The sequence below is a fragment of the Pseudomonas sp. WPR_5_2 genome, from assembly GCF_003634475.1.
Lineage (GTDB): Bacteria > Pseudomonadota > Gammaproteobacteria > Pseudomonadales > Pseudomonadaceae > Aquipseudomonas > Aquipseudomonas izuensis.
The window spans coordinates 641379-663023 of sequence record NZ_RBLA01000002.1 but is presented as its reverse complement, the minus strand read 5'-3'; the positions used below and the strand labels follow the sequence as shown (position 1 = coordinate 663023).

At 61.5% G+C, this 21645-nt stretch carries 21 protein-coding genes and 1 pseudogene; 14 read left to right on the top strand and 8 right to left on the bottom strand.

The features are described 5' to 3' along the window. Positions 1-50: 50 nt before the first annotated feature. The 4 genes and pseudogenes from BJ917_RS11850 to BJ917_RS11835 form a co-directional block, all read right to left on the bottom strand. Positions 51-1163, bottom strand: coding sequence for an agmatine/peptidylarginine deiminase (locus BJ917_RS11850; protein ID WP_121103428.1), 1113 nt, complete (start codon positions 1161-1163; stop codon positions 51-53). Positions 1164-1318: 155 nt separating this feature from the next. After that, a complete protein-coding gene (locus tag BJ917_RS11845) occupies positions 1319-2422 on the bottom strand; it encodes an extracellular solute-binding protein (RefSeq protein ID WP_121103427.1) in 1104 nt (367 codons plus the stop codon). A 1-nt stretch (position 2423) separates the two neighbouring features. After that, positions 2424-3215: pseudogene (locus BJ917_RS11840) on the bottom strand (nitrilase-related carbon-nitrogen hydrolase); the annotation flags it as partial. Positions 3216-3219: 4 nt separating this feature from the next. After that, positions 3220-4272 (bottom strand): agmatine/peptidylarginine deiminase, encoded by a 1053-nt coding sequence (locus BJ917_RS11835; protein WP_121103513.1) that lies wholly within the window; start codon positions 4270-4272, stop codon positions 3220-3222. A gap of 136 nt (positions 4273-4408) precedes the next feature. Between BJ917_RS11835 and BJ917_RS11830 the strand changes: the two genes are divergently transcribed. Continuing rightward, the gene (locus BJ917_RS11830; RefSeq protein WP_121103426.1) at positions 4409-5263 is read left to right on the top strand and encodes a LysR substrate-binding domain-containing protein; all 855 of its coding nucleotides are present in this window, start codon (positions 4409-4411) and stop codon (positions 5261-5263) included. A gap of 117 nt (positions 5264-5380) precedes the next feature. Here BJ917_RS11830 and BJ917_RS11825 read toward each other — a convergent pair whose 3' ends face one another. Then, positions 5381-6316, bottom strand: coding sequence for a phosphatase (locus BJ917_RS11825; protein WP_096510328.1), 936 nt, complete (start codon positions 6314-6316; stop codon positions 5381-5383). A gap of 212 nt (positions 6317-6528) precedes the next feature. Here BJ917_RS11825 and ppk2 point away from each other — a divergent pair, with 212 nt between their 5' ends. Next, positions 6529-7446, top strand: coding sequence for a polyphosphate kinase 2 (gene ppk2 / locus BJ917_RS11820; RefSeq protein WP_096510327.1), 918 nt, complete (start codon positions 6529-6531; stop codon positions 7444-7446). A 114-nt stretch (positions 7447-7560) separates the two neighbouring features. Here the strand turns inward: ppk2 and BJ917_RS11815 are convergent, their stop codons facing one another. After that, complete coding sequence (locus tag BJ917_RS11815; RefSeq protein WP_121103512.1) at positions 7561-8559, bottom strand: bile acid:sodium symporter family protein; 999 nt, start codon at positions 8557-8559, stop codon at positions 7561-7563. 336 nt (positions 8560-8895) lie between these two features. On the opposite strand from BJ917_RS11815, the gene BJ917_RS11810 reads away from it, so the two are divergent. The 7 genes from BJ917_RS11810 to BJ917_RS11780 all read left to right on the top strand — a co-directional run bounded on the left by BJ917_RS11810 (position 8896) and on the right by BJ917_RS11780 (position 14255). Next, the gene (locus BJ917_RS11810; RefSeq protein WP_008019719.1) at positions 8896-9486 is read left to right on the top strand and encodes an amino acid synthesis family protein; all 591 of its coding nucleotides are present in this window, start codon (positions 8896-8898) and stop codon (positions 9484-9486) included. Between the two features lie 45 nt (positions 9487-9531). Further along, the gene (locus BJ917_RS11805) at positions 9532-10365 is read left to right on the top strand and encodes an alpha/beta fold hydrolase (RefSeq protein ID WP_096510325.1); all 834 of its coding nucleotides are present in this window, start codon (positions 9532-9534) and stop codon (positions 10363-10365) included. After that, on the top strand, positions 10362-11843 hold the full coding sequence (locus tag BJ917_RS11800) for an aldehyde dehydrogenase (RefSeq protein WP_121103425.1): 1482 nt from the start codon (positions 10362-10364) through the stop codon (positions 11841-11843). Before BJ917_RS11805 ends, BJ917_RS11800 begins: the two co-directional genes overlap by 4 nt. Before the next feature lie 12 nt (positions 11844-11855). Next, positions 11856-12341, top strand: a complete 486-nt coding sequence (locus BJ917_RS11795; protein ID WP_096510323.1) for a flavin reductase family protein — start codon at positions 11856-11858, stop codon at positions 12339-12341. Positions 12342-12472: 131 nt separating this feature from the next. After that, positions 12473-12862, top strand: a complete 390-nt coding sequence (gene pcaC, locus BJ917_RS11790) for a 4-carboxymuconolactone decarboxylase (protein ID WP_096510322.1) — start codon at positions 12473-12475, stop codon at positions 12860-12862. A 74-nt stretch (positions 12863-12936) separates the two neighbouring features. Further along, a complete protein-coding gene (locus BJ917_RS11785; RefSeq protein WP_121103424.1) occupies positions 12937-13689 on the top strand; it encodes a GntR family transcriptional regulator in 753 nt (250 codons plus the stop codon). Between the two features lie 2 nt (positions 13690-13691). Then, a complete protein-coding gene (locus BJ917_RS11780; RefSeq protein ID WP_096510320.1) occupies positions 13692-14255 on the top strand; it encodes an NUDIX hydrolase in 564 nt (187 codons plus the stop codon). Between the two features lie 114 nt (positions 14256-14369). On the opposite strand, the gene BJ917_RS11775 is transcribed toward BJ917_RS11780, so the two are convergent. Beyond that, positions 14370-14666: a DUF1330 domain-containing protein gene (locus BJ917_RS11775; RefSeq protein ID WP_096510319.1), complete on the bottom strand. Its 297-nt coding sequence runs from the start codon at positions 14664-14666 to the stop codon at positions 14370-14372. A 69-nt stretch (positions 14667-14735) separates the two neighbouring features. Here BJ917_RS11775 and ribBA point away from each other — a divergent pair, with 69 nt between their 5' ends. The 5 genes from ribBA (at position 14736) to BJ917_RS11745 (ending at position 20074) form a co-directional block, all read left to right on the top strand. Next, positions 14736-15845 carry a bifunctional 3,4-dihydroxy-2-butanone-4-phosphate synthase/GTP cyclohydrolase II gene (gene ribBA / locus BJ917_RS11770; RefSeq protein ID WP_096510318.1) on the top strand — a complete coding sequence of 370 codons (1110 nt, stop codon included), beginning with the start codon at positions 14736-14738 and terminating at the stop codon, positions 15843-15845. Between the two features lie 286 nt (positions 15846-16131). Next, positions 16132-17157 (top strand): ABC transporter substrate-binding protein, encoded by a 1026-nt coding sequence (locus BJ917_RS11760; RefSeq protein ID WP_121103422.1) that lies wholly within the window; start codon positions 16132-16134, stop codon positions 17155-17157. Then, positions 17154-18086 (top strand): ABC transporter permease, encoded by a 933-nt coding sequence (locus tag BJ917_RS11755; protein ID WP_177435578.1) that lies wholly within the window; start codon positions 17154-17156, stop codon positions 18084-18086. The genes BJ917_RS11760 and BJ917_RS11755 overlap by 4 nt, the downstream gene beginning before the upstream one ends. A 6-nt stretch (positions 18087-18092) precedes the next feature. After that, positions 18093-18902 carry an ABC transporter permease gene (locus BJ917_RS11750; RefSeq protein WP_096510315.1) on the top strand — a complete coding sequence of 270 codons (810 nt, stop codon included), beginning with the start codon at positions 18093-18095 and terminating at the stop codon, positions 18900-18902. A 17-nt stretch (positions 18903-18919) separates the two neighbouring features. Then, the gene (locus tag BJ917_RS11745; protein WP_096510314.1) at positions 18920-20074 is read left to right on the top strand and encodes an ABC transporter ATP-binding protein; all 1155 of its coding nucleotides are present in this window, start codon (positions 18920-18922) and stop codon (positions 20072-20074) included. A gap of 247 nt (positions 20075-20321) precedes the next feature. Here the strand turns inward: BJ917_RS11745 and BJ917_RS11740 are convergent, their stop codons facing one another. Next, positions 20322-21524, bottom strand: a complete 1203-nt coding sequence (locus tag BJ917_RS11740; protein ID WP_121103420.1) for an NAD(P)/FAD-dependent oxidoreductase — start codon at positions 21522-21524, stop codon at positions 20322-20324. Positions 21525-21645: the final 121 nt, after the last annotated feature.

Below are 21645 nucleotides of genomic sequence, written 5' to 3'. Positions count from 1 at the left end.
GTTTGGGGAGGTAAAGGGACGCAGTTTACCAGACGCCCCCGCGACCATCGCTAAACCAGCGGCTGATGACTGGTCACGCAGTGGATACCGCCGCCACCGGCGGCAATGGCATCGATGTCGAGCTGCACCACCTCACGGTCCGGGTAGAGTTCAGACAGCAGGTCGAGGGCCTTGCGATCGGCCGCCTTGTCGCCAAACTCAGGCGCAATGATTGCCCCGTTGATCACGAAGTAGTTGATGTAGCCGGCAGCAAAATCCTGATTGCCGCGGTTGAACTTGCTCTTGCGCGGGTTCAGTGGCGGCGACACGGTGTGCACCTGCAACTTGCGCCCATCGGCATCCGTGGCGTTCTTGAGAATCTCCAGATGCGCACGGGTGACCTGGTTGTCGTAGGACCCAGGGTCGTTGTCGAGGTTGGCGATCACCACACCCGGCTTGACGAATCGGGCATAGAAGTCGACATGGGCGTCGGTGATGTCCTTGCCCTTGATGCCCGGCAGCCAAATAATTTTGCGCAGGCCCAGGCGCGCCTTCAGTTCTTGCTCGACCTCGGCCTTGCTCCACTCCGGATTGCGATTGGCATTGATCCAGCTGCTTTCGGTCATGATCCCGGTGCCGTGACCGTCCACTTCGATACCACCACCCTCGCCCACCAGTTCGCTGCGGATATGATCGGCTTCTTCGCGGCGGGCAATCAGAGCCGCCACTTGCGCATCCTTGCCATGCCGCTGTTTGTTGCCCCAGCCGTTGAAGTTGAAATCCACCGCACCGAGTTCGCCTTTGCCATCAACCACAAAATTGGCGCCGATATCACGCATCCAGATGTCGTCGAGCTCGGTGATGACGTAAGTGATATTGGCACTACCGCAATGCTCTTCGGCCAGATCCCGCTCACTTTCGCGACAGAACACGGTGACCGGCTCATAACCGGCGATGGCCCGCGCGATCCGGCCGAGGGCGGCTTGCACGTCCGGGGTGAAGTCTTCCCAGATGGCGTCCTGTGCGCCAAAGGCGATGAAGGCCTGTTGATGTTTGTCGCCTTCATCCGGCATGTACCAACGGCCCGTACTGGAGGCCAGCACTGACGGGCCAAAGCCCAGGAAAGCAGCTCCCACACCGGCGACAACCGATGCCTGTTTGATGAATTCGCGACGCGTCGACATGCAATGGTTCCTGAAAATGAATAAAAACCCGGCCAACAACACCGGACCTGTAGGAGCAAAGCTTGCTCGCGATAGCGCCGGGTCAGTCAATGATGATGTCGACTGACACATCGCTATCGCGAGCAAGCTTTGCTCCTACGGGGTCAGCGCTGATTTCACTGGCCGGTAGCGGTCTTGAACTTGGTCCAGGTGCGCATGCGCGCCCGCATGTCAGCCTGGGGAATGTCCTTGCCGGGAATCAATCGAGCATAGGTAGCTTCATCGATGTAGATGTCCGGGTTGTCGCGCATCGTTGCATCGACGTTGGGACGGGCCTTGGCATTCGACGTTGGATAGCCGGTGAAGTTACTGATGGCCGCCATGTTCTGCGGGCGCATGACGAAGTTGATGAACGCATAGGCGTACTCCGGATGCTTGGCATCGACCGGAATCGCCATGGTGTCCATCCACACCGTAGTGCCCTCACGGGGAATGCGGTACTGGAACCGGGTTTTCTTGCCGGCGGAATCCGAGGTGCGCTGGGCCTGGGTCATGTCCCCGCTGTAGCCGAGGGACAGGCACAGGTTGCCGTTCACCAGGTCAGTCACCGGTTGCGACTGGAACTTGCGAATGTACGGCCGCAACCCGGCCAGCAGTTCGCCCGCCGCCTTCAGGTCTTCGGGCTTGGCACTGCGCGGCTCGCGACCGAGGTAGTTGAGCACCACCGCCAGCACTTCGTCCGGCGAGTCGATCATCGAGATGCCGCAATCGGCAAACTTTGCGGCCAATTCAGGCTTGAACAACATGTCCAGGCTGTTGACCGGGGCATCCGGCACACGCTGCTTGATCTGCTCGTCGTTAAAAGTCACGCCGATGGTGCCCCAGGTGTAAGGGACGGTGGCCTGGCTCGAATGCTCATATTGCCTGCGCAGTTTTTGCAGGCCGGGCTCGATGTCGGCCAGTTCCGTGAGTTTCGAGCGGTCCAGCGGCTGCAGGCTACCGGCACGCACCAGGCGCTCGGCCACGGTGTCACCGGGGAAGATCAGGTCATAACCGCTGCCACCGGCCAGCATCTTGGCTTCCAGCGTCTCGCTGCCATCCATGACGTCATAGATCACCTTGATCCCGGTTTCGGCGGTGAACCGGCTCAGGGTGTCCTCGGCAAAATAGTCGGCCCAGTTGTACAGCCGCAGGGTTTTCTCCTCGGCGTGCAGCGAGGTCACCGCGCAGGTGATGGCCAATCCCAGGACGACGGGCAACCGTCTATTGAAAGTACGCATGTCAGACCCCTTGAGTATTCCAGCGTGCATTGAGGTGGCGACCGTCCTGGCTCAACAGTGCTCCGTACATGTCCGGACGGCGATCGCGGTAGATGCCCCAGCTCAGGCGTTCTTCGCGCATGGCCGCCAGGTCGAGGCTGTGCACCAGCACGCCCGTGCTGTCACGGTCGGCCTCGGCGAGCAATTTGCCCTTGTGGTTACAGATGAAGGACGAGCCGTAGAAACTCATCTGCAAGGCTGGATCGGTAGTCGCCGCTTCACGACCGACGCGATTGGAGGCCACCACCGGCAGGATGTTGGCGGCCGCATGACCGCGCATGGTCATTTGCCAGTGGTCGCGGGAATCCAGGCTGGCGCAGCCGGGTTCCGAGCCGATGGCTGTAGGGAACAACAGCACTTCAGCACCCATCAAGGCCAGGCAGCGAGCCGTCTCGGGAAACCATTGATCCCAGCAGATGCCCACGCCGATACGCCCGAATGCCGTGTCCCAGACGCGGAAACCGGTGTCGCCCGGGCTGAAGTATTCCTTTTCCTGGTAGCCAATGGCGTTGGGAATATGGGTCTTGCGATACACCTCCAGCAAACGCCCATCGGCATCGGCCACGCACAAGGAATTGAAGTAAGCATTGCCGGCCTTCTCGAACCAGCTCAGCGGCAACACCACGCCCAATTCCCTGGCCAGCGCAGCGAAGCGCTTGAGCACGGGGCTGTCGCGAAACTCCTCGGCCAGTGCCAAATGCTGGTGACTTTGCTCGATACAGAAATACGGCGTGGCAAACAGCTCCTGCAATAGGGCATCAACCCTCCACCGGCCAGGCCGGCTGTTGCTGAGTAATGCAATGCACGCCGCCACCGCCATGGGTCAGATGATTGATGCGCACCGGCACCACCTCTCGCCCCGGGAACGCCTTGCCCAACACCTCGGCGGCCGCGTGGTCGGCTTCAATGCCGTAGGCCGGCATGATGATCGCGTCGTTGACGATGTAGAAGTTGGTGTAGGACGCGCAGAACACTTCCGCTTCCGGGTCCACGGCATCGCTGGCTTCATACAGCTCGATCATTTCGAACTTGCGTCCCTTGGCATCAGTCGCCAATTCCAGGGCACGGCGGTTCTCTTTGGCCACTTCGGCATACACCGATTGCCGGTCATGCGTGGCGTCCACCAGCAACACACCAGGGCGGGCGAATGCGCACACACCATCGACATGGCCGTCGGTCATGTCGCCGGTGACGTAATCGGGATCACCCGGCAACCAGATGGTCTTTTTCACGCCCAGCAGACGCGCAAAGATCTCCTCCATCTCAGCCTTGTTCATGCCCGGGTTGCGATTGGGGTTGAGCAACACCGACTCAGTGGTGATCAGCGTGCCTTCGCCATCGACGTGAATGGCTCCGCCCTCATTGCTCAGATGCGTGCCAAAGCACGGCAAGCCCAGATGATTGAGCGCGCGCCGCGCCAGGCCTTCGTCCAGATCATGGGCCGACTTGCCGCCCCAGGCATTGAAGCGCCAGCTCACCCCGGCCAGGCCTTGCTGCGGGTGACAGACGAAACTCGGTCCGGAATCGCGGCACCAGCTGTCGTTCACCGGCAACTCGATCAGCTCGATGTTCGGTCCACACAGGGCTTTGGCGCTGGCTACGGCAGACGGATCAACGACCATTTTCACCGGTTCGAAACGGGCAATGGCGTTGGCCACGCCCGCGAAATCTTCTTGCACCTGGGCCAGGGTCACGCGCCAGCCCGACTCCCAGAGCGCCTGGTTGTGCGGCCAGACCATCCAGGTCGCGGCGTGGCGGACCCACTCCGCAGGCATCATCCAACCGGTGTTTAGATTTTCGTTCTGCAGCATGATAAAAAGCCCCATTAGTTAAGCCATTGTGTTCAACAAAAACTGCCTTGTTGGTCTTGGCTTGCATGCTACGGCTGTAAAAACGGGCAAACAAACGATGGATTTTGCAGAGAAGTGATTAGAGGAACTTATCAATATGCTGAAGCACTGGCCGCCACTGAGCACCCTTCGCGGCTTCGAAGCCGCCGCCCGCCTGGGCAGTTTTCACAAGGCAGCCGCCGAGCTGCACCTCACCCAGTCGGCCATCAGCCAACAGATTCGCAGCCTTGAGGCATACCTCGAGCAACCCCTGTTTTTTCGCAGCGGGCGCAGTGTCAGCCTGACCGACGCAGGGCATGATTTGCTCAGCACCACCCAGGCCATGCTGCAACAACTGTCCGTGGGCATTCGCCGTCTCGGGCAATACCAGAAACCCAATCAACTGGTACTCAACACCACCCCGGCGTTCGCCCGCCACTGGCTGCTGCCACGCCTGGGGGATTTCCGTCGTCGGCATCCGCAGGTCGATCTGTGGATCTACAGCACCAATGAAGTACCGGACATGACCACCCAGACCATCGACATTGCCGTGCGCGATGACATCAGCTCCCAGGCTGAGTGCAGCTTCAAGGTGCTGTACGCCGACCGCCTCTACCCGGCCAGCCACCCGGACCTTTTGGCGCAGCCGCAGGCACAGCGCACCACCCTGCACGGCGAACGGGAAATGGATTGGAGTCATTGGGCGGTGGAGGCCGGCATTGATGTCGGCCAGCAGGATCAGGGGCTGAACTTCTCCGACCCCGGCCTGCTGCTCGACGCCGCGTGCGCGGGGCTCGGTATTGCGCTGGTGAGCCAGCTGCTCAGCCGGCAGGCTCGTGCCACCGGCCTGTTGCAGCCGCTGGTGGAGCAAACCATTCGTGGCCCGAACTGGGCCTTGCTGACCCATCGAGACAGTGAGAGCAACGCGCGAGCATTCAGTGAGTGGTTGGTCGAAAACCTGGAGGAGACATAACCCCTGTAGGAGCGAGCGTGCTCGCGATGGTCGTTAACGATAACGCTGGCTGCCTGACACCCCACGGTGCTTGTGCCTCCATCGCGAGCAAGCTCGCTCCTACAAAGAGCATGCGCGTCAGTGACGGGACATCAGGCCGTGCAGGACACCGAACCGCAAACCCGGCTCGGAAGGCGTCATGTGGGTGATGCCGAAGACCTTGAATGCCGCCAGCATGAGCACCAGGCCGCCCGGCAGGATGCTCAGTCGATGGGCGGGCAACCCCGCCAGCCGCAGCTTCTTGACATGCCCGATCTCCAGCAGGCGCAACGACAATCGCAACAGGCCGCTGTAGGTAATGCCCCGTTGGCCGAAATCGTTCAACCCGTTGGCGTTGAGCACTTTGGCCAACATGCGCGCAGTGCCTGAAGAGCCGATGGTCTGCTGCCAGCCCTTGGCACGATAACGCCGGGCCACCTTGTCAAAGGCCAGCGTGGCGACGCGCTCGGCTTCGAGCAGCGCCTGGGCCGTTATGGCGCCGCCCGCAAAGTAGCGCGTACCGAAGGTGCCGCTGCCGATGGCAATGCTTTCGGTGACCAGGGGTTGCGCGCCGCGTCCCAGAATCAACTCGGTGGACCCGCCACCGATGTCCACCACCAGGCGCATGCTGTCTGCCCCGGGAATCGTATGGGCGACCCCGGCGTAGACCAGGTGGGCTTCTTCCTGCCCGGAGATGACGTCGATACGGAACCCCAGGTGGCGTTCCGCGCTGGCCAGGAACAATTGAGCATTGTCCGCTTCACGCACGGCACTGGTCGCGACTGCCCGTACTCGCCCGGCTTCGAAGCCGCGCAATTTCTTGCCGAAACGCGCCAGCGCCTGCCAGCCCCGATCCAGCGCCATTTCGTCCAGCCCCCCGCCTTGAAACCCCTCCGCCAGACGCACGGGTTCACGCAGGGTTTTCACTTCCTGGATCATGAACTGTCGATTCCGTTTGACCGGCTGGCCAATCATCATGCGAAACGCATTGGAGCCCAGGTCAACGGCCGCAAACAGGGAGGCGTCTCCTTTCATGGTAGGGATTCCTGGCAGTTTCATCAGCCCCTGGACGGAGTTCCAAGGGGCGCTAAAGGCGGTTTGCGCCGATCCTGCCATGGGGTTGGTGACACCCTGATGACAGCCGGACAAATTCAGTTACCTTCTGTCCACCATCATCTGTCCGTCACCACGCCGTCACACGCACGGGCCTAGCATGGCCACTTCCATCTTCGTCGGGAGTGATGACCATGCCGCTGACCAACGACACCCTGTTGCAACGTATTCACCGCGAACTGCTCGATCACAGTGACGAAGAGCTTGAGCTGGAGCTGCTGGAGGACGATCACGACCTCGAAGCGCTGTTCGACGATCACCTCGGCGACAGCCCCGAAAAGCAGGAACGGCGCCGCTATTTCAGCGAGCTGTTCCGTCTGCAGGGTGAACTGGTGAAGTTGCAGAGTTGGGTGGTGAAAACCGGGCACAAGGTGGTGATCCTGTTCGAAGGACGCGACGCGGCGGGTAAAGGCGGTGTGATCAAACGCATCACGCAGCGGCTCAATCCCCGGGTCTGCCGGGTCGCCGCCCTGCCCGCGCCCAATGATCGCGAACGCACCCAGTGGTATTTCCAGCGCTACGTGTCGCACCTGCCGGCCGCGGGCGAAATCGTCCTGTTCGACCGCAGTTGGTACAACCGCGCCGGTGTCGAGCAAGTCATGGGGTTCTGCAACGCGGACCAATACGAAGAATTCTTTCGCACCGTGCCCGAGTTCGAACGCATGCTCGCGCGCTCCGGCATCCAATTGATCAAATACTGGTTCTCGATCTCCGACCAGGAACAGCACCTGCGCTTTCTCAGCCGCATCCATGATCCGCTCAAACAATGGAAACTCAGCCCCATGGACCTGGAGTCCCGCCGGCGCTGGGAGGCCTACACCAAGGCTAAGGAAATCATGCTCGAACGCACCCATATCGCCGAAGCGCCGTGGTGGGTGGTACAGGCCGACGACAAGAAGAAGGCACGGCTCAACTGCATCCATCACTTGCTTGGACAAATGCCCTATGAAGAGGTGGAACTGCCGGTGATCGAACTGCCGGAGCGCGTGCGCCAGGAGGATTACTCGCGCAGCCCGACGCCACCGGAAATCATCGTGCCGCAGGTTTACTAACCCTGTGCGAGCGAGCCTGCTCGCGATGGAGGCACAAGCACCGCGGGGTGTCCGTCAGCCAGCGTCATCGTTGACGTCCATCGCGAGCAGGCTCACTCCTACAGGTTTTTTGCCTCAGGGATCGACCTGCCCCATCAGTTCAGCCACCGATTCCTGGCGTTTTGCATAACGCTGGGCCAGCACCGCACAGACCATCAGCTGAATCTGATGGAACAGCATCAGCGGCAGGATCAACACGCCGATGGTGCTGCCGGCGAACAGTACCTGGGCCATCGGCACGCCAGTGGCCAGGCTTTTCTTCGAACCGCAGAACAGGATGGTGATGCGGTCTTCCTGATTGAAGCCAAAGGCTTTGCCCAGCACGCTGGAGGCGACCAGCACCAGTCCCAGGACCACACAGCAGGCCACCACCAGCCCCGCCAGGTCCCGCAGCGGAATCTGATGCCAGATGCCTTCGTTCACCGCTTCGCTGAACGCGCCGTAGACCACCAGCAGAATCGAGCCCTGGTCAACGAACTTCAGCCAGTGCTTGTTACGCCCCACCCAGGCGCCGATCCAGCGCCGCGCGATCTGCCCGGCAATGAACGGCAGCAATAATTGCACGCTGATCTTCACGATGGCATCGACGGTCGAGCCGCCTTCGCCGCGCACATTCAGCAGCAGGGTCACCAGCAACGGTGTGAGGAAAATCCCGAACAGGCTGGAGGCCGCCGCGCTGCAAATTGCCGCCGGAATGTTGCCGCGGGCCAGGGACGTGAAGGCAATCGCCGACTGCACCGTGGCGGGCAGCGCGCAGAGGTAGAGCATGCCCATGTACAGGTCAGCGCCGATCATCGGTGACAGCACCGGCTTGAGCGCCAGCCCGAGCAGCGGGAACAGCACGAAGGTCAGGCTGAACACCAGCAGATGCAGGCGCCAATGGCCGGCACCGGCGATGATCGACTCACGGGACAGCTTGGCGCCATGCAGGAAAAACAGCAGGGCAATGGCGACGTTGGTCAGCCAGCCAAAGCCCACCGCCACCTGCCCGCCGGCAGGCAACAAACTGGCGATAAGCACCACGCCGATCAGGGCCAGGGTGAAGTTGTCGGGCAAGAAACGTGGGCGAGTCATCGGGGTCATCCGGGGTTGCCAGGAATGTAGCCTCGACTCTAACGCCCATCGCGGTTGCCGGCTAACGCTAGTAAGCCAGTAGATAGCGCCTAACGGACAAGTCCCCCCTTGTAGGAGCAAAGCTTGCTCGCGATGACGGCAGCGCCGCCAACATTGATGCCAGCTGAACCACCGCTATCGCGAGCAAGCATTGCTCCCACGTCGGATCGCTCGTACAGGAGTTCAGCCCCATTTCATCGCCGTTCGACCAGAAACCCGTTCAAGGCTCTTGCACAACCTATATTATGGTATACCATCATACGCACAGACACCTTCCATCCTGATACGGAGCAGCCCATGAGTTTCGAAATCCGCAAGATCGTCAGCTATGTCGAAGAGACCTTCATCGAAGGCGGCAAGGCCACCGATAAACCCGTGACCATGGTCGGCCTGGCTGTCGTGATGAAAAACCCCTGGCTGGGCAACGGCTTTGTCGAAGACCTGAAACCGCAAATCCGCGCCAACTGCTCCGACCTCGGCGCGCTGATGGTTGAACGCCTGGTGGGCATCATCGGCGGTGCCGAAAAAATCGAGGCCTATGGCAAGGCTGCCGTGGTCGGCGCCGACGGCGAAATCGAACACGCGTCCGCCGTCATCCATACCCTGCGCTTCGGCAACCACTACCGCGAAGCGGTCAAGGCCAAGAGCTACCTGAGCTTCACCAACAAGCGCGGCGGCCCGGGCACCTCGATCCAGATTCCGATGATGCACAAGGACGACGAAGGCCTGCGCTCGCACTACATCACCCTGGAAATGCAGATCGAAGACGCGCCACGCGCCGACGAAATCGTCGTGGTCCTGGGTTGCGCCGACGGCGGCCGCCTGCACCCGCGCATCGGTAACCGTTACATCGATCTGGAAGAGCTGGCGGCCGAAAACGCCCAGTAACACCGGCTCGGGCAACTACAACAAAAAGGTATGCAGGAGCGCTCCATGATTCGGCTCACCGCTGAACGCACCCCGGCTGGAACCAGTTACCTGGCGACCGGCCAAGGCCAGCCCGTGGTCTTGATCCACGGCGTGGGCCTGAACAAAGAAATGTGGGGCGGCCAGATCGTTGGCCTGGCCACGAAATACCGCGTCATTGCCTACGACATGCTGGGGCATGGTGCCAGCCCGCGCCCGGAAAGCGGCACGCCCCTGCTCGGCTATGCCGACCAGTTGCTGGAGCTGCTCGATCATTTGCAATTGCCCAAGGCGGCGGTGATCGGTTTCTCCATGGGCGGGTTGGTGGCGCGGGCTTTTGCCCTGCATTACCCGCAACGCCTGCAGAGTCTGGTGGTGCTCAACAGTGTGTTCAATCGCACCGCCGAACAACGCGCCGGCGTGATCGCCCGCACCAGTCAGGCCGCCGAACACGGGCCGGACGCCAACGCCGAAGCGGCGTTGTCACGCTGGTTCAGCCGCGAGTACCAGGCGGCCAATCCGGCACAGATCGCCGCGCTGCGCCAGACCCTTGCGCAGAACGATCCGCAGGGTTACCTGACCACTTATGAGCTGTTCGCCACCCAGGACATGTACCGCGCCGATGACCTGGCCAACATCCAGGTGCCGACGCTGGTCGCCACCGGCGAACTGGACCCGGGCTCGACCCCGGACATGGCCGAGCAACTGGCCCGGCGCATACCCGGTGCGACCGTTGCCGTACTCGCCGAACAGCGGCATATGATGCCCGTAGAATCGCCGCGCCTGGTCAACCAGCTGTTGCTGGAGTTTCTCGACACTGCGCACTCCCGACAAAACCATATAAAGGGGATCGTTGCATGACACTCGCACGCTTCCAGATGTGCATCGGCGGTGAATGGGTCGATGCCCTCTCGGGCAAGACTTTCGAAAGCCTGAACCCCGCCCTGGCACAAGCCTGGGCTGAACTGCCCGATGCCGACGAAGCCGATGTCGAGCGCGCCGTGCAGGCTGCGCAGACTGCTTTCGACAGCCCGGCCTGGCGCGGTTTGACTGCCACCGCACGCGGCAAGCTGCTGCGGCGCCTGGGCGACCTGATCGCCGAAAACAAGGAACAACTGGCACAGCTGGAAAGCCGCGACAACGGCAAGCTGATCCGCGAAACCCGCGGCCAGGTCGGCTATCTGCCGGAGTTTTTCCACTACACCGCAGGCCTTGCGGACAAGCTTGAAGGCGGCACCCTGCCCCTGGACAAGCCGGACCTGTTTGCCTACACCGTGCACGAAGCCATGGGCGTGGTTGCGGCGATTATTCCGTGGAACAGTCCGCTGTACCTGACCGCGATCAAACTGGCCCCGGCCCTGGCCGCGGGCAACACCATCGTGATCAAGCCGTCCGAGCACGCTTCGGCGACCATTCTCGAACTGGCGCGCCTGGCCCTGGAAGCCGGCATTCCTCCGGGCGTGGTCAACGTCGTCACCGGTTACGGCCCAAGCACCGGCGCGGCCCTGACCCGCCATCCGCTGGTGCGCAAGATCGCCTTCACCGGCGGCGCGGCCACGGCACGGCATGTGGTGCGCAGTAGCGCCGAGAACTTCGCCAAGCTGTCGCTGGAGCTGGGCGGTAAATCGCCGAACATCATCTTCTCCGATGCGGACCTCGACAGCGCGATCAACGGCGCCATCGCCGGCATCTACGCCGCCTCCGGACAAAGCTGCGTCTCCGGCTCGCGCCTGTTGGTGCAGGACGAAATCTACGATGAGTTCGTCGGCCGCCTGGTGGAACGCGCCCAGCGCATCCGCATCGGCAACCCGCAGGAAGACAGCAGCGAAATGGGCCCGATGGCCACCGCGCAGCAACTGGCGGTGGTCGAAGGCCTGGTCGCCGATGCCATTGCCGAAGGCGCGCGCCTGCGCCTGGGTGGCAAACGTCCGGCCAACCTCGGTGACGGCTGGTTCTATGAGCCGACGCTGTTCGAGTGCGACCGCAACTCGATGAAGATCATGCAGGAAGAAGTGTTCGGCCCGGTGGCTTCGGTCATCCGCTTCAAGGACGAAGCCGAAGCGCTGGCCATCGCCAACGACTCGCAGTTCGGCCTCGCCGCCGGCATCTGGACCCGCGACCTGGGCCGTGCCCATCGCCTGGCCCGGGACGTGCGCTCGGGGATCATCTGGGTCAACACCTACCGCGCCGTGTCGGCCATGGCGCCCATCGGCGGTTTCAAGAACAGCGGCTATGGACGCGAAAGCGGCATCGATTCGGTGCTGGCCTACACCGAGCTGAAAACGGTGTGGATCAACCTCTCCCAGGCACCCATGCCTGACCCGTTTGTGATGCGCTAGGAGTCCTGCGAAATGATCGAACCCGGCATTTACAAAGACGTCATGAGCTCGTTCCCGTCCGGCGTCACGGTGGTCACCACCCTGGACCCGGCCGGCGGCATCGTCGGCATTACCGCCAGTGCCTTCAGTGCGCTGTCGATTGATCCGGCACTGGTGCTGTTCTGCCCCAACTATGGCTCCGACACCTACCCGGTGCTGCGCGACAGCAAGCAGTTCGCCATTCACCTGCTGTCCGCCGACCAGACCGCCGAGGCCTATGCGTTCGCCGGCAAGGGCAAGGACAAAGCCAACGGCATCGACTGGCATTTGAGTGCGTTGGGCAACCCGATACTGGCCAACGCCACGGCCATCATCGAGTGCGAACTGTGGCGTGAATACGATGGCGGCGATCACGCCATCATCGTAGGCGCAGTGAAGAACCTGATCCTGCCCGAGCAGCCGGTGACACCGATGATTTACCACAAGGGCAAGCTGGGGCCGTTGCCCACACTGGCTTGAGAGAACAATGCAAAACCCTGTGGGAGCTGGCTTGCCAGCGATAGCGGTAGATCAGTCAGCATTGATGTTGACTGTGATCAAGTCATCGCTGGCAAGCCAGCTCCCACAGGGGCTGAGTTGAGGCAAACGACATGAGTAACGAAAAGTACGAACAGGGCCTGAAAATTCGCACCCAGGTGCTTGGCGAAGCCTACGTCAACCGCTCCATCGAGAACGCCGACGACTTCACCCGCCCCTTGCAGGAGATGGTCACCGAGTACTGCTGGGGCCATGTCTGGGGCCGTGAAGGCTTGTCGCTCAAGGAGCGCAGCATGATCAACCTGGCCATGATCTCGGCCCTCAACCGCCCGCACGAACTCAAGCTGCATGTGCGCGGCGCCTTGCGTAACGGCTTGAGTCGTGAGCAAATACGCGAAATTCTGCTTCAGGTCGGCATTTATTGCGGGGTCCCCGCTGCCGTAGACAGCTTCCGGCTCGCCCGTGAAGCCTTCGCCGAAGCCGATGCCGAGGCCTCCAGTTAACCCTCGGCTGTTTGATCTGAACGCGCGCGGTCGATGCCCGTTCTGCAAGGACAGCCATCTTTAGAGCGTACCCCATGAAACGCCTGCCACTCGACGACAGCTTCAAGGTCAATCGCAACCCCGTTACCCTGCGCGAAATCGTGCTGGATAAACTGCGAAGCGCCATCATGAACTTCCAGCTTTTGCCGGGAGATCGTCTGGTCGAACGCGATCTGTGCGATCGCCTTGGCGTGAGCCGCACCTCGGTACGCGAGGCCTTGCGTCACCTGGAGTCCGAAGGGCTGGTGGAGTTCGCCGACGCCAAGGGGCCGCGAGTCGCCATCATCACCCTGGCCGATGCCGTCGACATCTATGAACTGCGTTGCGTGCTCGAAGGCCTGATCGTCCAGTTGTTCACCCTGCGTGCCAAGGCCAAGGACATCAAGGCCCTGGAAAAAGCCCTGGAGGTCAACCGCCAGGCGCTGAAGGAAGGTGAACTGCAGCAAGTCATCGACTCCGTCCAGGGTTTCTACGACGTTCTGCTTGAAGGTTCCGGCAACCACGTCGCGGCCACGCAATTGCGCCAGCTGCAGGCGCGGATCAGTTACTTGCGCGCGACCTCGGTGTCCCAGGAAAACCGTCGCGGCGCCAGCAACCAGGAAATGGAACGCATGGTCGAGGCGATCAAGAGCGGCGATCCCCTGGCCGCCCACCAGGCCTGCGTCGACCACGTCCGCGCCGCCGCCACCGTCGCCCTCGATTACCTCAAGCGCCAGCAGGAAGAGACCGGGGCAATCCCCGAGATCACCCAGCCCATCGCGCTCAAAGAACCGCGCATAGGCCGCTGATCATGTTCAGCCCGAGCTTTTGTCCAAAGTGCGGCGGCCATGACCTCGGGTCACAGCTGCCGCCGGGCGATACGCACGAGCGCCTGATGTGCCGTGGCTGTGGCTACATCCACTACGTCAATCCGAAAATCATCGCCGGCTGCATCATTGAGCAGGACGGCAAGTATTTGCTGTGCCAGCGCGCAATCCCGCCGCGCCCCGGCACCTGGACACTGCCGGCAGGCTTCATGGAGGCCGGCGAGACCACCGAGCAGGCAGCGTTGCGCGAGGTCTGGGAAGAGAGCGGCGTACGGGGGGAAATCCTCTCGCCCTACTCGATCTTCAGCGTGCCGAAGATCAGCGAGGTGTACATCATCTTCCGCGCCATCGCCTTGGAAATCACCGGTCAGTTCGGACCGGAAACCCTCGCCTGCAAATTCTTCGCGCCCGAGGACATTCCCTGGGACAGCATCTATTACCCGGCCATCCGGCAAATCCTCGAGCGCTACATCGAGGAACGCCAGGCCGGGATCTATGGCATTTACATCGGCAACGACGACAGCGGCAAGATTCACTTCATCCGTTAGTTTGACCCTGCACACCCTGTGGGAGCAAAGCTTGCTCGCGATAGCGGCGGTCCAGTCAATATTAATGGCGAATGACCCACCGCTATCGCGAGCAAGCTTTGCTCCCACAGATAATCAAACCGGCGCCACCCCCTCGACGATAACAATCTCCGCCCGCCCCGCCCCCTCACGGTGCCGCTTCGCCTCCTGATACTCCGGCGACCGGTAACAGGCCAACGCCTGCTCGTACGAATCAAATTCAATCACCACATTGCGTTGTGCCGCCGGCCCGCCTTCCAGCGCTTCGCTGCGCCCGCCCCGGGCCAGCATCCGCCCACCGTACAAGGCGAAAGCCGCCGGCGCCCGCTGGGTGTATTGGCTGTATTGATCGGGATCGGTGACATCCACGTGAGCAATCCAGTACGCCTTCATAGTGACCTCCTCAGTATTCTGTATTATGGTATACCACACTATATTTCCATCAAACACTGAGAGTCCAGCATGGCCTTCAACAGCATCGAAGAAATCATCGAAGATTATCGCCTCGGCAAAATGGTGCTGCTGGTGGATGACGAAGACCGGGAAAACGAAGGCGACCTGCTGCTGGCAGCGGACTGCTGTACGGCCCAAGCCATCAGCTTCATGGCCCGGGAAGCGCGTGGCCTGATCTGCCTGACCCTGACCGACGAACATTGCCAGCGCCTGGGCCTTGAGCAGATGGTGCCGAGCAACGGCAGTGTGTTCAGCACCGCGTTCACGGTGTCCATCGAAGCGGCCATCGGTGTGACCACCGGCATTTCCGCCGCCGACCGGGCCCGCACCGTGGCGGCTGCCGTCGCCCTTGGGGCAGGCCCGACCGATATCGTGCAACCGGGCCACATCTTTCCATTACGTGCCAAAGAAGGCGGCGTGCTTACCCGCGCCGGCCATACCGAAGCCGGTTGCGACCTGGCACGCCTGGCCGGCTTCACCCCGGCGTCGGTGATTGTCGAAGTCATGAACGACGACGGCACCATGGCACGCCGTCCGGACCTGGAAGTGTTCGCACGCAAGCACGGGATCAAGATCGGCACCATCGCCGACCTGATTCACTATCGCCTGAGCACTGAACACACGGTCCAACGCATTGGCGAACGTGAGCTGCCGACCGTGCATGGCACCTTTCGTCTGATCACCTTTGAGGATCGCATCGAGGGTGGTGTCCACATGGCCATGGTCATGGGCGACTTGCGCCGCGATGAAGCGACGCTGGTGCGCGTGCATGTGATCGACCCCCTGCGCGATCTGGTCGGCGCCGAATACAGCGGCCCCTCCAATTGGACCTTGTGGGCCGCGCTGCAACGGGTGGCCGAAGAAGGTTGCGGCGTGGTGGTGGTGCTGGCCAACCATGAATCCTCACAGGCGTTGCTGGAGCGTGTCCCGCAATTGACCCAGCCGCCACGGCAGTTCAGCCGCTCACAGTCGCGGATCTATTCGGAAGTAGGCACCGGTGCGCAGATCCTGCAGAACCTGGGTGTTGGCAAGCTGCGGCATCTGGGTCCGCCGCTGAAGTATGCGGGGTTGACCGGGTATGACCTGGAGGTGGTGGAGAGTATTCCGTTTACCGGTTGATTCCCTGCGGGAGCGAGCCTGCTCGCGAAGGCGCCAGGACAGCCAATAAAGATGTTGGATTTACCGGCCTCTTCGCGAGCAGGCTCGCTCCCACAGGGGATGTTGTTAGTCCTTCAAAAACCACATTTGCCAGATAGCCGGTACGGCAAAATGCTTGCACAAAGTTTGGAATACCATAATATGATATTCCATAGACCGGACAGTCACAGCGACTCGATGGACCTGTTGCTCCCGATAGGCGGGCACTGAAAGCCCCGCTCATAAACACAACAATGAGGGCGTGAAAATGGTGTTGAACAAACGTGTATCCGCCGTGCTGTTCGCGGGTCTGCTCAGCGTGACCAGCCAGGCCTTGATGGCCGCCGAAAGCGTCAATTTCGTCAGCTGGGGCGGTAGCACCCAGGATGCGCAGAAACAGGCCTGGGCCGACCCGTTCAGCAAGTCCAGCGGCATCACCGTGGTTCAGGACGGCCCGACCGACTACGGCAAACTCAAAGCCATGGTCGAAAGCGGCAACGTGCAGTGGGACGTGGTCGATGTCGAAGCCGACTTCGCCTTGCGCGCCGCCTCCGAAGGCTTGCTCGAACCCCTCGATTTCAAAGTCATCCAGCGCGATAAAATCGACCCACGGTTTGTCTCCGATCATGGCGTCGGCTCGTTCTTCTTCTCCTTCGTGCTCGGCTACAACGAGGGCAAACTCGGCTCCGGCAAACCCCAGGACTGGTCCGCGCTGTTCGACACCAAGACCTATCCCGGCAAACGCGCCCTCTACAAATGGCCAAGCCCCGGCGTGCTGGAACTGGCCCTGCTGGCCGATGGCGTGAGTGCAGACAAGCTCTATCCGCTGGACCTGGATCGCGCCTTCAAGAAACTCGACACCATCAAGAAAGACATTGTCTGGTGGGGCGGCGGCGCTCAATCGCAACAGCTGCTGGCCTCGGGTGAAGCGAGCATGGGCCAGTTCTGGAATGGCCGGATTCACGCCCTGCAAGAAGACGGCGCCCCCGTCGGCGTAAGCTGGAAACAGAACCTGGTCATGGCCGACATTCTGGTCATCCCCAAAGGCTCGAAGAACAAGGACGCGGCGATGAAGTTCCTGGCCAATGCCAGCAGCGCCAAGGGACAGGCCGACTTCTCCAACCTGACCGCCTACGCCCCGGTCAACGTCGACAGCGTGGCGCGCCTGGATTCGGTGCTGGTCCCCAACCTGCCGACGGCCTACGCCAAGGACCAAATCACTCTCGACTTCGCGTACTGGGCCAAGAACGGTCCGGCCATCGCGACACGGTGGAACGAATGGCTGGTCAAATGAAAATGACGGCAACCGCGACCCGTCCGTCCACGCCCGTCGGGAGCGCCTCCGGCGCTGCCGGCAAGGCCGCTGCGATGACTCAATCCCCGAGCCTGGCACAGCGCTGGCGTGGTTCAAGCAACCTCATCCCTGCCCTGCTGTTCCTTGGCCTGTTTTTCCTCGCACCGCTGATCGGCCTGCTGCTGCGCGGTGTGCTGGAACCGACACCGGGCCTGGGCAACTACGCACAGCTGTTCGCCAACTCGGCCTATGCCCGAGTCTTGCTCAACACCTTCTCGGTGGCGGGCCTGGTGACACTGTTCAGCTTGCTGCTGGGCTTCCCGCTGGCCTGGGCGATCACCCTGGTACCACGCGGCTGGGGTCGTTGGATCCTCAACATCGTGCTGTTGTCGATGTGGACCAGCCTCCTCGCCCGGACCTATTCGTGGCTGGTGCTGCTGCAAGCCTCGGGCGTGATCAACAAGGCGCTGATGGCCATGGGCATCATCGATCAGCCACTGGAAATGGTGCATAACCTGACAGGCGTGGTGATCGGCATGAGTTACATCATGATCCCGTTCATCGTGCTGCCGTTGCAGGCGACCATGCAGGCCATCGATCCGATGATCCTGCAGGCCGGTTCCATCTGCGGCGCCAGTCCCTGGACCAACTTCTTCCGGGTGTTCCTGCCGCTGTGCCGGCCGGGACTGTTCTCCGGCGGCCTGATGGTGTTCGTGATGTCCCTCGGTTACTACGTGACCCCGGCGCTGCTGGGCAGTGCGCAGAACATGATGCTGCCCGAGTTCATCATTCAGCAGGTGCAATCGTTCCTCAACTGGGGCCTGGCGAGCGCCGGCGCCGCGTTGCTGATCGTGATTACGCTGGGGTTGTTCTACTTCTACCTGAAGCTCCAGCCGGAATCCCCGGTTGGCGCCAGCAACGCGAGGTAAGCCGTCATGCTCCTGACCCCCAATGCCATGAGCCGCCGGATGCGCTTTGGCCTGTACGCCACCACCGGGCTGATCGGTCTGTTTTTGCTGCTGCCGATCGTGTTCATCGTCCTGCTGTCGTTCGGATCGTCGCAATGGCTGGTGTTCCCGCCTCCGGGCTGGACGCTGAAATGGTACGGCCAGTTCTTCTCCAACGCCGACTGGATGAACGCGGCCATGGCCAGTCTCAAGGTGGCGGTGCTGACCACGTTTTTCGCCGTAGCCCTGGGCTTGCCCACTGCGTTCGCCCTGGTGCGTGGTCGTTTCCCCGGCCGGGAACTGCTCTACGGCCTGTTCACCCTGCCGATGATCGTGCCGCTGGTGATTATCGCGGTGGCGGTGTACGCGCTGTTCCTCAAACTGGGTTACACCGGGACGATGTTCGCGTTCGTGGTCAGCCACGTGATCGTTGCGTTGCCCTTCACCATCATCTCGATCATCAACTCGCTGAAGCTGTTCGACCAGTCGATCGAGGACGCCGCGGTGATCTGCGGTGCCTCGCGCCTGCAAGCGGTGTTCAAGGTGACTTTCCCGGCGATCCGTCCGGGCATGGTGGCCGGCGCCCTCTTCGCCTTTCTCGTGTCCTGGGATGAGGTGGTGCTGAGCGTGATGATGGCCAGTCCGACCCTGCAAACCCTTCCCGTGAAAATGTGGACCACCCTGCGCCAGGACCTGACGCCCGTGATCGCCGTCGCCTCGACGCTGCTGATCGGCCTCTCGGTATTGGTCATGGTCATCGCCGCCGCCCTGCGCCGGCGCAACGAAATCAGCGCCTGAGCGCCCAGGAGTACGACATGAGTGCAGTGATCAAAGATACCGCGCAGCAAAACGACAAGCCCCTGGTGAGCCTGCGCAACCTGAACAAGTACTACGGCGACTTCGCTGCCGTGGACAACATCTCGCTGGACATCAAGGACGGCGAGTTCCTGACCTTCCTCGGCTCCAGCGGCTCCGGCAAAAGCACGACCCTGTCGATGCTGGCCGGTTTCGAAACACCGAGCAGCGGTGAGATCCTGGTCAACGGCCAGTCGCTGGTCAACGTACCGCCGCACAAGCGCGACATTGGCATGGTGTTCCAGCGCTACTCGCTGTTCCCGCACCTGAGCGTGCGCGACAACATCGCGTTTCCGCTGGCGATTCGCAAACTCGCCACCGCCGAACGTGAACGCCGGGTCGATGCCATGCTCAAACTGGTTCAACTTGAACAGTTCGCCCATCGCCGCCCTTCGCAACTCTCCGGCGGCCAGCAACAGCGCGTTGCCATCGCCCGGGCGCTGGTCTATGAACCACGCATCCTGCTGATGGACGAACCGCTCGGCGCGCTGGACAAGAAACTGCGCGAAGACCTGCAGGATGAACTGCGTCAACTGCATCGTCGCCTGGGCATCACCATCGTCTACGTGACCCACGATCAGGAAGAAGCCATGCGCCTGTCCCAGCGCATCGCGATCTTCAGCCACGGCAAGATCGTCGGCCTGGGCAGCGGTTATGACCTGTACCAGAACCCACCAAATGCTTTTGTCGCCTCGTTCCTCGGAAACTCGAACTTCCTCAAGCTCAAGGCCCAGGGCAATGCGGTGGCTGCGTTTGAGGGTCAGGCGCTGTCGATTCGCCTGACCGCCGGGCTGCACACTGATCAGGATGTGCTGCTGATGGTGCGTCCGGAAAAAGCCTTGGCCTTGAGTGTCGAGCAAGCGACACGCGAACCCTTGGCCGCGGGCTGGAACGAAGTCTCGGCCAAGGTCGTGGAGGTATTGTTCCTGGGTGAAAGCCAGACCTGCAGCGTGGTGACGGCGGGCGGTACGTCGATGACCGTCAAGGCGCTTTCTGCGGCGGGCATGCCGCTCAAGGCCGGCGATCCGGTGAAAGTCCGCTGGGCCACGGCCGATGCCTGCGTTTACACCGAATGGGCGGAAAGTGACTTGAACAAGGCCGCTGGCGCCCACTGAAGAGTCACCCTCAGGTCGCCGCAGCGTCGGGTTGCGGCGGCCTTTTTTCGTCCTGTCCCTGATCCCTTGTGGGAGCGAGCCTGCTCGCGAATACGGTTGTACATTCAATGATGATGTTGACTGACACACCGCTTTCGCGAGCAGGCTCGCTCCCACAATGGAGCTGTGCCCCACAGGAAACAAAAAAATCCCGCCCGGAAAACCCGGGCGGGATTCGCTTAAGTAACAAGCGTTATGGGCGTCATGATCAGGCAACCGGAATCATCGGATCCGCCGCTGCCAAAGCCGCTTCACGGTTCGCCGCCGGCGGGTAGATCCAGATCGTGTTGATCTGGGTCTTGAGCTCTTTGCCTTCCTGCTTGACCAGTTTGACCTGACGATCCCAACCTTCCGTGTAGACCGCGCCCCAGGCGCCCAGGTCCAGGCAGGTCACGTACTTGGGCTGGCTGTACGGCGTCGGATCTACACCGAGGATCTGCGCGGCGACGTTGTTGCCGGCGTGACGCCCCAGCGAGATGGCGTGCTGACAGGTCATCAGTGCGTAGTTGCCGATGTCATCGCTGGCCGCGTAGGCGACGTCGCCGGTGGCGAAGATGTCGTCCTGGCCAATGACTTTCAGGTGAGCGTCGACGTGCAGGCGGCCCAGGCGATCGCGTTCGGCGGGAATCTGCTCGGTCAGCGAGCTGGCGCGCACACCGGTGGTCCAGACCACAGTCCTGGCGTCGATACGCTGGCCATCGGACAAGGTGACACCGTTTTCATCGACGCCGACCACCGAGGCGTTCAGGTGCCATTTCACGCCGGTTTCAAGACTGGCTTCAACAATCTTCTCGGCGATTTCAGGCCCCATGGAGCCGCCGACCTTGTCGCCGCGATCAACGATGATCACCTTGATATCCGCGCGATCACCCAGGATGGCGCGCAGACGGGTCGGCATTTCAGTCGCCGTTTCGATCCCGGTGAAGCCACCGCCGGCAACCACGACGGTGTTGCGTGCGGTGCTTTCTGGCTGGTTGACCAGGTTCTTGAGATGGTTTTCCAGGCGCACGGCTTGTTCGATCTGGTCGACGTCGAACGCATGCTCAGACACACCCGGGGTGTCAGGCAATGCGAGACGGCTGCCGGTGGCCAGAACGAGTTTGTCGTAGATGACGACTTGTTTGTTACCCGAAGCATCCATGTAGCCAACACGTTTTTCTACGACATCGATGGTCTCGGCGGCGCCCTTGATGAACTTCACGCCGACCGCGTCGAACAGCTCGCCGATGGGCGCCGCCAGTTGGTGGGCGTTCGGCTCGTAAAAGCGCGGGCGTACACGCAGCTCCGCCTGAGGCGCCAGCACAGTCACTTCAACGTCATTGTGATCGTGAATGTCGAACAGACGCGTGGCGCTCAAAGCCGTCCACATGCCACCAAAACCTGCGCCGATTACCAAGATGTGTTGTTTCATTTTTAACTCCGGGGAAGAAACCAGGCATTGAATGTTGATTGGGGCCAGGAGGTTGATCTCGTCTCTCTGTCGAGAGGCAACTCTCACTGCCCGCTGACAACTACGACTATATTGATCCTAG

Excerpts from the sequence above, each read along its gene's own strand:
- BJ917_RS11850 (WP_121103428.1), bottom strand. The coding sequence starts at position 1,163 with ATGTCGACGCGTCGCGAATTCATCAAACAGGCATCGGTTGTCGCCGGT.
- BJ917_RS11845 (WP_121103427.1), bottom strand. The coding sequence starts at position 2,422 with ATGCGTACTTTCAATAGACGGTTGCCCGTCGTCCTGGGATTGGCCATC.
- BJ917_RS11835 (WP_121103513.1), bottom strand. The coding sequence starts at position 4,272 with ATGCTGCAGAACGAAAATCTAAACACCGGTTGGATGATGCCTGCGGAG.
- BJ917_RS11830 (WP_121103426.1), top strand. The coding sequence starts at position 4,409 with ATGCTGAAGCACTGGCCGCCACTGAGCACCCTTCGCGGCTTCGAAGCC.
- BJ917_RS11825 (WP_096510328.1), bottom strand. The coding sequence starts at position 6,316 with ATGAAAGGAGACGCCTCCCTGTTTGCGGCCGTTGACCTGGGCTCCAAT.
- ppk2 (WP_096510327.1), top strand. The coding sequence starts at position 6,529 with ATGCCGCTGACCAACGACACCCTGTTGCAACGTATTCACCGCGAACTG.
- BJ917_RS11815 (WP_121103512.1), bottom strand. The coding sequence starts at position 8,559 with ATGACTCGCCCACGTTTCTTGCCCGACAACTTCACCCTGGCCCTGATC.
- BJ917_RS11810 (WP_008019719.1), top strand. The coding sequence starts at position 8,896 with ATGAGTTTCGAAATCCGCAAGATCGTCAGCTATGTCGAAGAGACCTTC.
- BJ917_RS11805 (WP_096510325.1), top strand. The coding sequence starts at position 9,532 with ATGATTCGGCTCACCGCTGAACGCACCCCGGCTGGAACCAGTTACCTG.
- BJ917_RS11800 (WP_121103425.1), top strand. The coding sequence starts at position 10,362 with ATGACACTCGCACGCTTCCAGATGTGCATCGGCGGTGAATGGGTCGAT.
- BJ917_RS11795 (WP_096510323.1), top strand. The coding sequence starts at position 11,856 with ATGATCGAACCCGGCATTTACAAAGACGTCATGAGCTCGTTCCCGTCC.
- pcaC (WP_096510322.1), top strand. The coding sequence starts at position 12,473 with ATGAGTAACGAAAAGTACGAACAGGGCCTGAAAATTCGCACCCAGGTG.
- BJ917_RS11785 (WP_121103424.1), top strand. The coding sequence starts at position 12,937 with ATGAAACGCCTGCCACTCGACGACAGCTTCAAGGTCAATCGCAACCCC.
- BJ917_RS11780 (WP_096510320.1), top strand. The coding sequence starts at position 13,692 with ATGTTCAGCCCGAGCTTTTGTCCAAAGTGCGGCGGCCATGACCTCGGG.
- BJ917_RS11775 (WP_096510319.1), bottom strand. The coding sequence starts at position 14,666 with ATGAAGGCGTACTGGATTGCTCACGTGGATGTCACCGATCCCGATCAA.
- ribBA (WP_096510318.1), top strand. The coding sequence starts at position 14,736 with ATGGCCTTCAACAGCATCGAAGAAATCATCGAAGATTATCGCCTCGGC.
- BJ917_RS11760 (WP_121103422.1), top strand. The coding sequence starts at position 16,132 with ATGGTGTTGAACAAACGTGTATCCGCCGTGCTGTTCGCGGGTCTGCTC.
- BJ917_RS11755 (WP_177435578.1), top strand. The coding sequence starts at position 17,154 with ATGAAAATGACGGCAACCGCGACCCGTCCGTCCACGCCCGTCGGGAGC.
- BJ917_RS11750 (WP_096510315.1), top strand. The coding sequence starts at position 18,093 with ATGCTCCTGACCCCCAATGCCATGAGCCGCCGGATGCGCTTTGGCCTG.
- BJ917_RS11745 (WP_096510314.1), top strand. The coding sequence starts at position 18,920 with ATGAGTGCAGTGATCAAAGATACCGCGCAGCAAAACGACAAGCCCCTG.
- BJ917_RS11740 (WP_121103420.1), bottom strand. The coding sequence starts at position 21,524 with ATGAAACAACACATCTTGGTAATCGGCGCAGGTTTTGGTGGCATGTGG.